We start from the raw sequence: 14,518 nt of genomic DNA on the forward strand, positions 1-14,518 counted from the left end.
ATGACTTAACGTACAGGGGGCCACCTGTACGTTTTTATTTTAACTAAAAAAAGCAATCAAATAAATGAATTTTACTCATAAATTTGATTGCTTTTTTGTTTTATTCAGAGACTTATGTCACAGCCTCAAAAAGGAGTTGTTTTATCTACTTTGGAGGAGTAAATAAAATGAAAAGTTTGTTAGGGTTGTTTTGTTGGTATATGTATATAATAGCTTTTAGATATGTTAAAACTATGATGAAATTGTATAAAAATAAGAATTTTTAATTAAGGAATTATTAAGATAGGATTCTCCTTTTTGTAGTTAAAAGCGAATGTTCGTTACTAATAACGAATATTTAAATATAAAAAAACTTTATAATTCGCTTTTAAAGTGTTAAAAGCTTGTTTAAACTTAAAAAGATGGTATATTGTTGTTGAATAAACAAATAAAAGGGAAATCATTATGACAACAGAGGTTACTTTAGATTTTATTAAGGGATTACCAAAAGCCGAGCTACATTTACACTTAGAAGGAACATTAGAACCAGATTTAAAATTAGCATTAGCACAAAAAAATAAGGTAGATATTGGTCAAACAACAATTGAAGAAGTCCAAGCGTCGTATCAATTTGATTCACTACCATCATTTTTAAATATTTATTACCCAGCTATGAATGTGTTACAAGATGAAGAAGATTTTTATGCTTTGGCAACGGCGTATTTAAAAAATGCTCAAAAACAAGGAATTAAAAGAGCTGAATTATTTTTTGACCCTCAAGCTCACACAACAAGAGGCGTTTCTTTTGAAACAGTAATAAATGGTTACTACCGAGCTGTATCAGAAAGTGACAAATATGGTATTAGTGCCGATTTAATTATGTGTTTCTTACGTGATATGAGTGCTGAATCAGCAGAAGAAACATTAGCACAAGCTTTACCATACAAAGATAAATTTATCGCTGTAGGATTAGATTCAGATGAAAAAGGTAATCCACCAAGTAAATTTGCTTCTGTATTTGCTAAAGCACGTGAAGCTGGATTAAAATTAACGATGCATTGTGATATTGATCAAGAAAACTCAATTGAGCACATTAGACAAGTTATTGAAGATATTAAGGTTGATCGTATTGATCACGGAACTAATATTGTAGAAGATCAAAAATTAGTTGATTATGTGAATGAGCACAACATTGGATTAACAAGCTGTCCAGTATCTAATGGATTTGTTGTAGATGATATGAAAGGAAAAGAAATTATCGAGTTACTAGAACAAGGTGTTAAAGTGACAGTTAACTCAGATGATCCAGCTTATTTCCAAAGTTATGTATCAGATGATTTATTTGCTTTAGCAACTAAATACGACATGACAAAAGAACAAATCGTTCAACTAGCTAAAAATTCATTTGAAATTGCTTGGATTTCAGATGAAGAAAAAGCTAACTATTTAACGATGATTGATGAGTATGTAACAAATAACTAATAAATGATATAAGTAGGTTGTGACGTGAGAAATTCTTATGTTACAACCTTTTTAGTTAAAAAGGTAACTAATAATTATGGTAAATCGATTAAGCTCTCAGAAAATCTGAGGGCTTTTTTAGTTTATTTGATAAAATAAATAAAAAAGTGTCACGTTTATGAATTATGAAACGTTATATAGAGTAACAAGAGAAAAAGAGGTGAGTTGATGAAAAAGAAAACTGAAGAGCGTGTATTGTTTGAAAAACTGTATGACACTTATGAACAGCGAATTTATTACTGTGCTTACAGAGTTCTTCAACAAAAGGAACAAGCAGAAGACATCACACAGGATATTTTTGAACAATTGTATGAAGATAAAAAAATCTGGCGAGACTTTGATGAGAGTCATTTAACACAATATATTTTAAGGATAACTAAAAATAAAGCCATTGATTTATACCGACGAAATACAACTCAAATAAAATATTTGAAAGATTACCAAGATACTGAAAACACTCATTTATTTGATTCTAATATGGATGAACAATTAATGACAGAAGAGTTGGTGGAAGAATTGGTTGATGAATTAAAAGAACCTTATCGCCAAGTTTTTATGTATCGAGTTTTTTATGGGTTATCTTTTAAAGAAACGGCAGACATATTGTTTTCTAGGGAAGATACTGTACGAAAACAATATGAACGAGCGCGATTGAAACTAAAATCTATTTTAGGAGGAAAAAATCATGAAGAAGCAAAATGAGATTGAGCAAAAAATAGCAGAGCAAATTGCTAATGAAGAATTTAATACGGAACGCGAGAACCACGAATTTTCTCAAACATATACAAATCGTAAAGAAAAATTTCTATCATCGCTTGATGAAGACAAAAAATCGAAATGGACGACTAAAAGAATACTGGTTGCAGCAGCTATTTTTATGATTGTTATCCCAACAACCATAGTTACTGCTAATGAAATCTATCAATGGTATGTGACTCAAAAAGAATACAAATTAACTATGTCAGTTAAGGGTAGCTCTACCAATGACTCTGTCTTTTACAAATTAAACTTAGGTTATTTGCCAGATAATGTGATAGGAGACGAGGAGAGTGGTAAATATAGCTATCGTGATACTCCGAACATGGGTGGCTTTTCATTTGTTTTATGGAAAGTAAAAGATCAAGCAGATTTTACAGAACTAAATACTAAAGATTATCAAGAAGTGACTTATGGTGATAATAAAGGGTATTTGATTCATAAAGAAGGGTTTAACGTGAACCAAGAAGGGGGCTTTGCTCGTATTGTTTACCTGTTCTTTGAAAAAGAAGGTTATGTTGTTGAAGCTTATGTAGGAAATGATGTTCCTAATAATGATTTAGAAAAAGTGATGTCGAATATCTCATTAAAAGAAACAGATAAAGAGAAAGCGACTTTCTCAATTGATTATGAAACGTATAAAAAAGAGTTAGAAAATGAGCCAGTAGACGATGGCTTAGCAAATACTAAACTGGCGATAGATAGTCCTAATATCTATAAAATTGGAGAAAGCGTTGAAGCTAATCCGTTAGATGAGTTAGCATTTGATTTTACGGTTGATAAAGTGGAAGTATTGAATAATATTAAAGAATTTGATGCAACTAATTTCCATGAGTACCCTATTGAAAGGATGAAAGAAAAACAGCTTTTATCAGAAGATTTAGTTTTACAATCTTATACACAACAAATCATTAGAGATGGAAATGGTGGGACAACTGTTGATGAAATAGTGGGAGAAAAAAGAGTAACTCCTAAATTTGTTTATGTGACAGCAACTATTGATAACAAAGGAAACTCAGACCTTGTCGATTTATCTATGCAAAATAGTCCTCAATTGGTAAAAACAGAAGGAAATTATTTTGTACCAAATAGGATAGTAGGAGAAGGTGTCGATTTTGAATCTTACTCAGGGGAAGTCGATTATCTTGATTCTCATGGTGAAGGGACAGGGTATTATAGAATGCCAACTATTAAAGGAAAAGAAAAACGAGTGATTCATTTTGGTTATTTTATAGATGATGATCAATTAGATAAAATGTTACTACCAGTTTTTAATTATTCTAACCCTGAAGACTTAAGTGACTCAGAAGCGAAGTGGATTGATATTAGACAATAAGGATAAAGCTCTCAGAATTTCTGAGAGCTTTATTTAATTTAACTGATGTTATTATGAAATGCCTTTTCATGATATGATAATAAAAAAAGTTATTTAAGGAGAATGGATATTACCAACTTTGTTAAAAATTATTTTATTATTAATTCCAACATATTTTATTTTAGGTTTAGTAACAGCGACAATAGTCGCTTCATACAAATATCTTGTGCGAAAAGAGAAGTTTGAATCTAATATTAAAGATACATGGTCTTATTTTTTATTTGAGCTGCTCGATCCTACCAATTATTTTTAATTGTATTTAAAAATAATATAGAATAAAAAAATAAGTATATAGAGATTCCAAGAAATCGATATAGTAGATTCAGTCTAGTCACTTAGTGTGTATCCTGTCCAGATACTTATAGACAAGAACATAGGTATTAGTGTACAGACTAGAATCAGCACAAAAGAAATGAAATTTTCTGAGTAATTAGGCTAATTAACAACGTTTATTAGATAAATAATAAAAAGGATTAAAGTGACACTATTTATTTTAGGTTACTTAAAGAAAAATAAGAAACTAAATATATAGTTATAAAAAGGAGTAAGTGTTATGGGAGAATTAAAATGGTTTACAGGTGGGAAAGAACGAAAGATTGTTTCCATTGAGCTTATCACTGAACTGTTAAAGGAGTTAGAAAGTACACCAAATAGTCAGTTATTACAGAACGTGTTACTAAACTATAAGGCTGATATATCACAAAATGGTATTTCTAGACCACTAGTGATGAGCCAAATGAATTTAGCAATATCTAAAGCAATGAGAGAAGATGGAATTGTACTATCTGATAATCAAACAAGATTACTAAAAGAACTGATTTCTTTAGCTAACATTAGATATGGTTCGTAACATGTTTGACAGAAATCAAGCAGATATAAGGGATATGGAATCGATTTATGGTATTGAAGTATTTTTGAGAAGTATTGGTGTAAAGCCAGATTCTAATTACTTTATGGCTGAGAAGAGCTGGCGTCCAACATTACAATTAAGAGGTAGCAGAGCGTCAATGTGGACTTACTTTAGTAGAAAACCGTATTTATTAATTGTGACTGATAAAGAGTTAGTGCTATATGATTATTTAGCAAAGGATCAAGCAAACCAAATAGCTTTTATCCCTTTTAAAGAACTTCGACAGTTTGAAATTGAAAAGTTAACTCCTTTTAAAGAATATTGTCTCAGTTTTGAATACGGCAATAAATATTATTTTTATATTGAAAGTGAAGTAATAGGCGAGATAGATTTTTCAGTTACTCACTTTGAGTCTCTTTTAGATACAAAATTTAAAGGATTGATTTAAATAATTATCATAATAAAAAAGATGCCTACCATGGCACCTTTTTTTACATCACACTAGAAACAATCACAACATTTAAAGCATCGATGTTGTTTATCATTTGAGTGAGTATTTTATTACTGTTTTCTTTTTTTAGTTGTTTAATGGTGTCTTTGATGGATGACACTTCATGTTTTGAAAAATACATTTTAAGTTGTCTTGTTTTATGCAATAACACAGCTAAGATAATCGTTTCATCACGTATTGAATCTGATAAAAATTCATCTCTCATTTCTTCAATGACGGATTCTTTTAGTGAGCATTTATCAGTTAAAGAGTTCTCAACGTCTTTTTTTAATTGTTTGAAATCTTTGTTTTTAAAAGTAAAAGCTTGAGAAATATGAGTTAGTTTCATACTATCTTTCTTAGCAATAAATTGATATAGAGTCATTAAGTAATCTAATCCTGATGGTAATTCATGAATAACTGAAACCTTATTATCTTTGATTTCTATAATTTTATTTAATTCTAAGTCCATTAGGCTAGCTGTTACAAGAGCAAGCCTAATGTGGCTATTTGTTCCGAAATATTTGTTTTGTTTCATACCAAGTAACATGAATTTTTGAGTAATAGTTAACATATCTATCTTCCTTTTTAACTGTATTTGATTTATATACTTAGTATAGCATTCACAGCTTACGCTAATAATTGATAGCTCTTACATTTTCGTCATAAAAAAAAACGACTAGTCATCAGCTAGTCGTTAAAAAGGAGTTGTTCTATCTACTTTGGAGGAGTAAATAAAATGAAAAAGTTTTTTGTTAGGGTTGTTTTGTTGGTATACATAGATAATAACAACTAGTTATGTAAAAAGTATGGCGAAATTGTATTAAATTAAGAAGTTTTTTATAAGGAATTATTAAGACCAAACATCATCTAATTTATCAGCATAAAAAAGAATAGCTTTTTTATAGTCATTAATATGACGGTCACTACTTGTCGTAGCTAAGAGAGTTAATAAAACCTCCATTGCTTGTTGATGTTGATTAAGATTATATAAGGTCATCGCATAAAATGATTTTAATCCATTATTTTCTGGGAAAAGACTCATGCCTTTTCTTAAAATAATCTCAGAATCTTTATAACGACCTAATGTTCTTAGTGTGCTACCTAAACCTAAATAAGCATTTTGTAAATCTTTTGATGTTAAATTTCCAGCAATTGCTTTTTCGTAATAAGGAACAGCAGCGCTTTCCTCACCTAAAGTATCGAAACTCCAAGCAATTTGATAATTTAGATAAGAGTCTTCAGGATAATCTTTATACAATTGAAGTAATAATTGATTAGATTCGATTAATTTATCTTTTTTTCTTAAAACAATTGCTTCAGCGATTTTATTTTTCAAAATAAACTTACCTCTTTCATTAGTATTGAATTAATTTTACTGTTAGATTGTGATTGTTAAAGGTTTGATCTTTTAATTTGTCTGTAATTTCAATGTGAGTAATGGCAGGACCAACTTGTTGCTTGAATCCTAGCGTTACAAAAGATTTATCATTAATTGTAGCATAAGACTCATTAATAATAACTTCTTTCTCTAGATTAGGTTTAAAAATGACTATTTCTTTGTTGATGGGAACATTATAAATAATACTTTCCTTTTCAAGAAAATAGAGATGTTCATCCTTCCCTAGATACTGCCAATTACTAGTATCAATGGAATTTTCTTTTGTATAGAAGGGGAGTTTAGAGGTTGTCTCAACATCTTCTATTGAATAGCCACTCATACCTTGATTAGAGAAATTAGTTTTATTTAAAGTAGTTACCTCGTAATCTCTGTTTTTACTAGTAATATGTGAGGTTAATTTTCTGAAATCTTTAGAATAAATCATTGTAGCAGAAAAAATAAACAGATTTAAACCAATAATAGTCAGAATACCTATCCCAACTTTTTTATTTGAATGTGATAACCAGACACCTACTAAAATAAACAGTAAGAAACCTGAAATTAAAAAAATAATTGGTAAAATATCATTAATAAGAGTTTCAGATTGATGCCAGTAAGTACTTGTCATAAGAATCAACCTCCTTTATGATGTTAACTCTTATTATACCTAAATTGTATAAAAAAAGTCTATTTTCTAATCAGAAAATAGACTTAAAAATTATAAATGGAATAATACACCAATAAAGAATAAAACCACTTGAACAGAAACAACCATGGCTAAATTTTTAATAGCTAGTGGAAATGTTTTAAGTTTAATTTGTTCTTTACTATAAGCTTTTGTGTTTTGCCAGATTTTTGGAAAAATTAACCATAATAATAGGAGTGTTAGTGGCACAATTTTTAAAATGACACTAACTGTTGCAGCTACAAAAGTAGCGATAACTAAAAATTGAAATAGTTTAACAGCTCTTTTTTTACCAATATAAGAAACTAAGGTATGACGATTGTTTAAAATATCTTCCTCAACGTCACAGGTATTATTAGCTAACATTAAGTTGGCAATCGAAAAAGCAGCAGGTAGAGACATCATTGTGACACTACCAATTAAATGCCAGTCAAAAGGAACAATGTCATAAATATTTAAATAAACACAAATTAAAGGAATAATAACCCCCATCGTGACACCAGATGTTACTTCTCCAACTGGAAGACTTGATAAAGGTTTAGGGCCTGCTGAGTAAAAAATCCCCATAGCGTAGCTAAACATTCCTAACCAAAGAATAACCCAGCTGGTTTGAGAAGCAAGGTAAATTCCCATAAGAGCAGAAATAATAATAAAAGCCCACATCATATTTCGAACTAGAGATAAGGATAAATTTTCTCTGCCGATAATATTTGTTTCATGTTTGTAATCATGAACATCTGTGGCATTATGATAATCCATGTAGTTATCCATAATATCAACAGCCATGTTAAAAAGAACCATTGAAATAAAAAAGATGAGCATATTTCCCCAATAAATTTGGTTGTAATGATACCATGAGTAAAGAAATCCCATAAGAAATGGGAATATACTGGCTGTTTTAGCTTTTAACTCAACTAATTCAGCAAAAATTTTAAAAGTCACTTACTATTCTTCCCTTCACTTTTCTTTCAGTGTTTATTATACTGTTATAGTAGGAATTTTCAATGATTTAAAATTGACAGTCCACGCTTAATAAGCTAAATTGAAGCTATGATTATTTGTCTAGGAGGCCAATAATGGCATTACATCCACTTTGGGAAAAATATCCCACTATCCAAAAAGAATTATTAGAAACAAAAAAAGTCATGGAAAAATCCGTGAAAATTAGAAATAAAGATATCACTCAAGCATTGCAGTTGTTCTTTGAAGCTGGCGGTAAATTATTACGTCCTGCTTATTTTTTGTTGTTCTCAAGATTAGGTGAAGAGATTGAAACAAAAAGAGCTCACCGTATGGCAGCTTCTTTGGAAATATTACATGTAGCTACATTGATTCATGATGACATCATTGATGATTCTCCTATGAGAAGAGGTATGCCATCAATCCAAGCTATGTATGGTCAAGATATTGCTGTTTATACAGGAGATTTTTTATTTACTGTGTATTTCCATTTATTAGCAACTTCTACAAAAAGTTTTAGAACGATTGAGATGAATGCTAATAGTATGAAACGTATTTTAGTTGGTGAATTAGACCAAATGAATTTAAGATACAATACGAACATTACGATGAAACAATATTTCCAACATATAAAAGGAAAAACGGCTCAGTTATTTGAGTTTTCTTGTTATGAAGGTGCGCATTTTGCTGGTTGTTCTAAAACAACGCAATTAGCAGCTAAAAGAATTGGTTACAATATTGGAATGGCTTTTCAAATCATGGATGATGTTCTTGACTATAAAGCAACAGAATCGGACATGCAAAAACCTGTTTTTGAAGATATGAAAAATGGTTACTATACCTTACCACTTATTTTGGCAATGGAAGGTAACCAAAATGAATTTCTTCCTTATTTAGAGAAGAAAACAGAACTGACAAATGATGATATTAAAGAAGTACAACAGCTGATTACACAATATAGAGGAATTGAAAAAGCAGAAGCTATCGCAGAACGATTTACGGATCGTGCTTTATCAGGAATCAAAAAACTTCCTGCTAGCCAGGAAAGAGATATTCTATTTGATGTCACATCAACCTTATTAAATCGAAATAATTAATTATCTTTAATAGCTTAATGAAACAGACTCATTCATTGAAATGGGTCTGTTTTTCTTTATATCAATATTTGACCATTATCGAGATAATTATCAACACCATTTGTAAGCGGTTTAATTTTATAATAAAAGCAAGATATATAAACAAGAAAGGGGTAAGATAGAATAAAGAAGAAAAATTAGGAAGCGAGTGTTATAAGAGATGGAAAAAACAACGTTTGAATTTGTACAAATGGATCGTGATTTACCTATGAGAGTGTTACATTTTTCAGAAAATAACCCATTAATTTATTCACAAATTAAAGAAATGATAACGGCTGAATCTTCTGTTAGTTTTGTTCCCATGCATTGGCATAAAGAGTTAGAAGTAACTTTTGTAGTGAAAGGTAATTTGTCATTGAGGAAAAATCAAGAAACTAAAAATTATCAAGATGGAACCTTTTTTATTGTCAATTCAGGAGAAATCCATGAATTGAAGGGCGAGTTCAGCCCTGGTTTTGATATTATCTGTTTTATTATTTCCTATGATTTCGTCAAAAATTATTTACCAGGTATTGATAGTTTAGTTTTTGATTTAGAAAAAACTAAAACAACTTATCCTAAATTAGAAAAGATATTTTTATCGATTTTAGCTGATCATCAATCAAAGGAACCATTTTCTTATTTAAGAATTCAATCAGAACTGTTAGCACTATTCCATATTCTGTGTACGCATCATTTAGTAGATAGTGAGGAAGAAATTAATATAGCTATTTCGAATCAGCTAAATCAGGAGATTCTTGATTATATTCATGCTCATTACAATGAAAAATTGAGTCTAGAAGATGTTTCATCTCATTTTAATTTCTCAAGAGAACATTTTTCTCGCTTATTTAAAGATAATTTTGGACGTACTTTTTTAACTTATTTAACTGATTATCGCCTTTACCGAGCGTTTCCAGAAATTATTAAAGGCAATAATACTCTTGAATTAATTAGTCAAAGACATGGATTTCCAAGCTCTAAAGCATTGATACGTCATTTTAAACAGGTTTATCATGATACACCGATTCAGTATCGAAAAAAATATAATATTCGGATAATGGATCATAACGACCAGTTAATGTAAGGTCAATGCTGCTTTTAAAGTGAAAGCAGAAAGGTGAATGTAAGATGACAACGAGTAAATTTAAATTTAAAAAATTAATGACCGATTTTATTATTATTAATATTATCATTAATGGCCTATTCTATATTGTTAACTTTCGTAAGCACACAGGTGCTGTGACATTTGAGACGATTTCTACAGACTTAATGATTGGTCTAATTATTCTAGCGATTGCTTGTCCTGCGGCTGGATTTATAAATATTCCAAAATCAATTAATAAATCGAGTGTGGATGTGTCTCATCGCCAAAAAAGTATTTTTAATCGACTATTTCCCCATCACAATGGTTTACGAAGCGCTATATTAACAATATTTACTGTTGTTTTTTCCTATTTATTTTTTATTGTATTACCACAAAGTCTTGGTGTTAACACTATTAATCACTATATTGGTTTTAGCGTTAAAGTAATAACAGCTATTATCATGTCTGGGATTGTAGGTTATATCGTTATTGAATTAACAATGGATGATTACCAAGATAAACAAACTATTTTAATGAAGGAGAGTAATTAACGATGATAAATTTAAAAAAAGCACCATTTAACTTAGATCAAACAGGGATTGATTGGGTGACAAATACACTAAATAATATGACACTTGAAGAAAAAATAGGACAGCTATTCTGTACGATTGGCATGTCTGATGAAAAAGCAGCGTTAGACTACTTAACAAAAAACATTCAAATTGGCGGCATTATGTTTAGACCAACAAGTGGTGAATCGTTAATGACAACCCATCGTTATTTACAAGATAATTCTAAAATTCCACTGTTAATCGCAGCTAACCTTGAGTCAGGCGGTCAAGGAGCAGTAGCTGAAGGGATTAATTTTGGTATGCCAATGGGAGTTGCTGCAACAAATGACGCAGAATTTGGTTATCGATTAGGAAAAGTAAGTTGTGCTCAAGGAGCAGCAGTTGGGATTAACTGGTCTTTTGCACCAATTGTAGATATTGATATGAACTTTAGAAACCCCATTACAAACCTAAGAACATTTGGTAGCGATGTAGATAAGGTAATTAATATGAGTAAAGGGTATTTAAGAGGTGCTGCTGAAGAAGGACTAGCAGTTAGTATCAAGCATTTCCCAGGAGATGGCGTGGATGAGAGAGACCAACATCTATTAACAAGTATCAATAGTCTATCTGCTTCTGAGTGGCGTGAAACTTATGGTCGTGTGTATCAAGAGCTAATTAAAGAAGATGCTCAAACAGTTATGGTAGGCCACATTGCACAACCAGAGATGGTGAAAGCTCTCAAACCAGATGCAACAAGAGAAGAACAATACACACCAGGTAGTTTATCACCAGTTTTATTAAATAATTTATTAAGAGAAGAATTAGACTTTAATGGCTTAATTGTGACAGATGCAACGTTAATGGTTGGTTTTACAAGTTTTATGAGTCGTAAAGATGCCGTACCAGCAGCAATTGCTAATGGATGTGACATGTTCTTATTTAATAAGAGTGTAGCTGAAGACTTTGAGTATATGCTAAAAGGTTATCAAGAAGGTGTTATTACAGAAGAGCGTTTAAATGAAGCTGTTACACGTATCTTAGCAACAAAAGCTTCGTTAAACTTACCAGAAAAACAAGCCAATAACACATTAGTTCCATCAGTGGAATCATTACCAAAAGCTTTAGCTAATGAAGAACATAAAGCTTGGACAAGTGAATGTGCCGATGCTGCTGTTACTTTAGTGAAAGATACCCAAAATATGTTGCCTCTAAATCCAACCACGCATAAGAGATTATACTTAAATGTGATTGAGAGAAGTATTGTTGCTGAAAGTGACTTTACTAAGTCGCTTAAAGAAGCTTTAGAAAAAGAAGGATTTGAAGTGACTTTAAGAAATCGTTTAGGAAATATTGATGCAGCTAAAATGATGGCAGGGGACATTAGTGAAGAGATGATGGCTTCCCTAGCAGATATGCAACAACCAACTTCAGAGTTTAGTAAGCAATTTGATGCTGCTTTAATTGTAGGAAATATTGGGGCTTCAAGTAATGAAGTAACGATTCGTCTAGCATTTGATGCCTTAGGTAATGATATTCCGTGGTTTGTAAAAGATGTTCCAACAGCATTTGTCAGCTTCGGAAATCCGTATCACTTACTAGATGTGCCAATGGTTTCAACAGTTATTAATAGTTACACATCAAGTGAAACAGTGATAAAAGCAACTGTAGATAAAATGTTAGGACGTAGTGACTTTAAAGGCGTTTCTCCAGTTGACCCATTCTGCGGTCGTGAAGAGTTAACATTTTAATTCCTGCAGAATTGTTATAAAATTATAAACTAAAATCAGAAAAGAGCGAGTAAAGATGAGTAGACAGTATGATGAAAAATTAGTAAAAGCGATTAAAGATAAGCAATACACAGAAATGCGACGTGACGTTGAGATTATCGTAAAACCAATTCCTGATTGTGATGATAAGGGTGCTGTTGACCCAAGATTACTCAAATCAAGTAAAAAAATGGCTTTATTGATGAAGTTTATGCCAAAAAGCATGATGAAAATGGATGCAAGTCCTAAATCAGTACAACGGTTAAGAAAAATTTTTAACAACGTTGATAGTACCCCGATTGTTACAAAAGGGTTTACAAGAGACAATAGAACAGTGAAAGCAGCTGATGGCTTTGATATTCCAGTGAGTATTTTTAAATCAGATGTAACTATGCCTAATGCACCTATTCTTTATTTCATTCACGGAGGAGGGTTCTTTGCAGGTAGTACAGATGTTGTAGCAGATGCTTTGCAACTTTTTGTGACAACAACTAATATGATTGCAGTTGGAGTAGATTATCGCTTAGCACCAGAAAATCCGTATCCAACGGGGCATGAGGATTGCTATACGGTTTTAAAATGGATAGCAAAAGAAGCTGAGAGTTTTGGAGGCGACGCTAAAAATATTTTTGTTGGTGGAGATAGTGCTGGTGGAAACCTGACTCTGTATTGTAGTAATCGCTCATTAGAAGATCAACTAAACTTAGTTCGTGGTCAATTATTATTCTATCCAACAGTTAATATGGGTGGGATTAAAGACAAATACACTGAATTTACAATGGATGATATTGCTATTTATCCACCACATGACAAATACATTCGTCCAGGGTTTGAAATGTTCAGCTCAGCTACGACTTCGTTAACGGATTTATTGGGAGACAAAGCAGACCCAATGACTAAATATTTAACGCCTTATATGGATGTATCAAAAGATTCACCAGTTACGTTTATTTCTTCAGGTGAGCATGATTTTTTAACAATTGAAAGTTTAGCTTATGCGAAAAAATTAAATGATTTAGGTGTGGAGACAACCTTTACACACTACAATGGATTAGGACATGCTTACCTAGATCATATTGGAAATTATCCTCAAGCTGAAGATTGTGTAGCAGATATTGGCGAATTTATGAGAAAGAACAGAGTGTAGAAAGATGAGAAAGGAAGTCAAACTATTTTTAGGTGTATTTACCATATTGTTAGTTGTATTGACTGTCTTTGATTTACAAATTTCAGAAGCTTTATATAATCCTGAAAGCACATTTGGATGGTTCTTTGAGTCATTTGGTGAGTTGGTATTATCTTTTATTGGTTTATTTAGTGCTAGTGTTCTTTTCAGAACGCAACAAACTAGAAAAGTACCGATGAAAATATTATTTGCAATTTTGGGTGTATTTAATGGTTTAATGGCAGCTATGTTAAATAAAATGTATTTAGATTTATCAACTATTATGATGATAATATTAATGATTGTTTATATCGGAATATTTTATTTCTTAGCAAGTTTGGTGAAGCCTGAACAAGAACAATTAGTCCGTAAAATAGCCAAAATTGGTATTTGTTTATCACTGTTACCAATTCTCATTATCACTGTATTAAAAATGGTGTGGGGAAGACAACGATATCGTTCAATGGCGGATCCAAGTGACCAGTTCACACCATGGTATTTGATGCAAACTTTTACATCAGATAATGAGTTTATGTCGTTTCCATCAGGTCATTCAGCCAATAGCGCTACAGTGATTTGGATCACGTTACTTCCTTTGTGGATTGAAAAGTTAAAACCATATAGACGACTACTTGTTGTAGCTGCCTATGGGTGGATAGTTTGTGTCATGTTGAGCCGAATTATTATGGGGGCTCATTTTTCAACAGATGTTTTAATTGGTAGTAGTATCACGTTAGGTTTATTCTATTATTTACAATCTGTGTACTTAAAAAATGAATTAATATCATTGTGAAAGAGAGTAGCTGAGTAAAGCTACTCTCTTTTTTATATACT

At 31.3% G+C, this 14,518-nt stretch carries 15 protein-coding genes; 11 read left to right on the forward strand and 4 right to left on the reverse strand.

Going from position 1 to position 14,518, the window contains the following annotated elements:
* Positions 1 to 444: 444 nt before the first annotated feature.
* The 5 genes from add (at position 445) to ACODH8_RS12605 (ending at position 4,929) form a co-directional block, all read left to right on the forward strand.
* Positions 445 to 1,461, forward strand: coding sequence for an adenosine deaminase (gene add / locus ACODH8_RS12585; RefSeq protein ID WP_332466722.1), 1,017 nt, complete (start codon positions 445 to 447; stop codon positions 1,459 to 1,461).
* Between the two features lie 207 nt (positions 1,462 to 1,668).
* The gene (locus ACODH8_RS12590) at positions 1,669 to 2,202 is read left to right on the forward strand and encodes a sigma-70 family RNA polymerase sigma factor (RefSeq protein WP_332466721.1); all 534 of its coding nucleotides are present in this window, start codon (positions 1,669 to 1,671) and stop codon (positions 2,200 to 2,202) included.
* The gene (locus ACODH8_RS12595; RefSeq protein WP_332466720.1) at positions 2,186 to 3,592 is read left to right on the forward strand and encodes a hypothetical protein; all 1,407 of its coding nucleotides are present in this window, start codon (positions 2,186 to 2,188) and stop codon (positions 3,590 to 3,592) included. The genes ACODH8_RS12590 and ACODH8_RS12595 overlap by 17 nt, the downstream gene beginning before the upstream one ends.
* A 592-nt stretch (positions 3,593 to 4,184) precedes the next feature.
* A complete protein-coding gene (locus tag ACODH8_RS12600) occupies positions 4,185 to 4,481 on the forward strand; it encodes a bacteriocin immunity protein (protein WP_332466719.1) in 297 nt (98 codons plus the stop codon).
* Position 4,482: 1 nt separating this feature from the next.
* Positions 4,483 to 4,929, forward strand: coding sequence for a hypothetical protein (locus ACODH8_RS12605; protein WP_332466718.1), 447 nt, complete (start codon positions 4,483 to 4,485; stop codon positions 4,927 to 4,929).
* A 43-nt stretch (positions 4,930 to 4,972) separates the two neighbouring features.
* Here ACODH8_RS12605 and ACODH8_RS12610 read toward each other — a convergent pair whose 3' ends face one another.
* From ACODH8_RS12610 to ACODH8_RS12625, 4 genes are all read right to left on the reverse strand, one after another.
* Positions 4,973 to 5,545 (reverse strand): hypothetical protein, encoded by a 573-nt coding sequence (locus ACODH8_RS12610; protein WP_332466717.1) that lies wholly within the window; start codon positions 5,543 to 5,545, stop codon positions 4,973 to 4,975.
* A gap of 279 nt (positions 5,546 to 5,824) precedes the next feature.
* On the reverse strand, positions 5,825 to 6,310 hold the full coding sequence (locus tag ACODH8_RS12615; protein WP_420517755.1) for a tetratricopeptide repeat protein: 486 nt from the start codon (positions 6,308 to 6,310) through the stop codon (positions 5,825 to 5,827).
* A gap of 19 nt (positions 6,311 to 6,329) precedes the next feature.
* A complete protein-coding gene (locus ACODH8_RS12620) occupies positions 6,330 to 6,980 on the reverse strand; it encodes a hypothetical protein (RefSeq protein WP_332466715.1) in 651 nt (216 codons plus the stop codon).
* 90 nt (positions 6,981 to 7,070) lie between these two features.
* Positions 7,071 to 7,979, reverse strand: coding sequence for a prenyltransferase (locus tag ACODH8_RS12625; protein WP_332466714.1), 909 nt, complete (start codon positions 7,977 to 7,979; stop codon positions 7,071 to 7,073).
* A 134-nt stretch (positions 7,980 to 8,113) separates the two neighbouring features.
* Here ACODH8_RS12625 and ACODH8_RS12630 point away from each other — a divergent pair, with 134 nt between their 5' ends.
* The 6 genes from ACODH8_RS12630 to ACODH8_RS12655 all read left to right on the forward strand — a co-directional run bounded on the left by ACODH8_RS12630 (position 8,114) and on the right by ACODH8_RS12655 (position 14,477).
* Positions 8,114 to 9,094, forward strand: coding sequence for a polyprenyl synthetase family protein (locus tag ACODH8_RS12630; protein ID WP_332466713.1), 981 nt, complete (start codon positions 8,114 to 8,116; stop codon positions 9,092 to 9,094).
* A gap of 199 nt (positions 9,095 to 9,293) precedes the next feature.
* Entirely contained in the window at positions 9,294 to 10,199 is a 906-nt protein-coding gene (locus ACODH8_RS12635) for an AraC family transcriptional regulator (RefSeq protein ID WP_332466712.1), read from the forward strand.
* A 44-nt stretch (positions 10,200 to 10,243) separates the two neighbouring features.
* On the forward strand, positions 10,244 to 10,750 hold the full coding sequence (locus ACODH8_RS12640; RefSeq protein ID WP_332466711.1) for a hypothetical protein: 507 nt from the start codon (positions 10,244 to 10,246) through the stop codon (positions 10,748 to 10,750).
* Positions 10,751 to 10,752: 2 nt separating this feature from the next.
* Entirely contained in the window at positions 10,753 to 12,501 is a 1,749-nt protein-coding gene (locus ACODH8_RS12645) for a glycoside hydrolase family 3 protein (RefSeq protein ID WP_332466710.1), read from the forward strand.
* Positions 12,502 to 12,556: 55 nt separating this feature from the next.
* Complete coding sequence (locus ACODH8_RS12650; protein ID WP_332466709.1) at positions 12,557 to 13,666, forward strand: alpha/beta hydrolase; 1,110 nt, start codon at positions 12,557 to 12,559, stop codon at positions 13,664 to 13,666.
* Positions 13,667 to 13,670: 4 nt separating this feature from the next.
* A complete protein-coding gene (locus ACODH8_RS12655; protein ID WP_332466708.1) occupies positions 13,671 to 14,477 on the forward strand; it encodes a phosphatase PAP2 family protein in 807 nt (268 codons plus the stop codon).
* Positions 14,478 to 14,518: the final 41 nt, after the last annotated feature.

The sequence above is a fragment of the Vagococcus fluvialis genome (assembly GCF_048815235.1).
Taxonomy (GTDB): domain Bacteria; phylum Bacillota; class Bacilli; order Lactobacillales; family Vagococcaceae; genus Vagococcus.